This window comes from Flagellimonas aequoris (assembly GCF_003584165.1).
Classification (GTDB): Bacteria; Bacteroidota; Bacteroidia; order Flavobacteriales; family Flavobacteriaceae; genus Flagellimonas; species Flagellimonas aequoris.
Window position 1 is genome coordinate 193,264 of record NZ_QXFJ01000031.1, and the last position, 434, is coordinate 193,697.

Below are 434 nucleotides of genomic sequence, written 5' to 3' on the forward strand. Positions count from 1 at the left end.
GTCGACGCCCTTGACACGGACGACGCCGATGCCGACCCATTGAACGAGATACAGGATGCTTCAGAAGTGGCATTTTCCCCAACGGGTAATACATCAAGTACGGATGTGCAGGCTGCAATTGTTGAATTACAAACGGACATAGATGGTTTTGCTGCGGTGGCGGGTCAGACCAATACGGCTTCCAATGTAGGGACTTCCGGAGTAGGAACATTTGCAAGAAAAACAGGGGCTGATTTGGAATTCAAGAATATCAATGCAGGTTCAAATAGGATAACGATTACTGATGATACAGGCAATGATGAAATAGATATTGATATAAATGATGCCGCTTTAGATGCAACCTTTGCCACTGATGCTGAGCTTTCAGCCCTTGACACGGACGACGCCGACGCGGACCCATTGAACGAGATACAGAACATAGAGGAGGTACTTGC

At 47.2% G+C, this 434-nt stretch carries 1 protein-coding gene; it reads left to right on the forward strand.

Annotated features, from left to right (window positions below; all coding sequences use genetic code 11):
• Positions 1-434, forward strand: a 434-nt coding sequence (locus D2U88_RS19615; RefSeq protein WP_182859219.1) for a hypothetical protein, incomplete at both ends; no start/stop codon positions are given.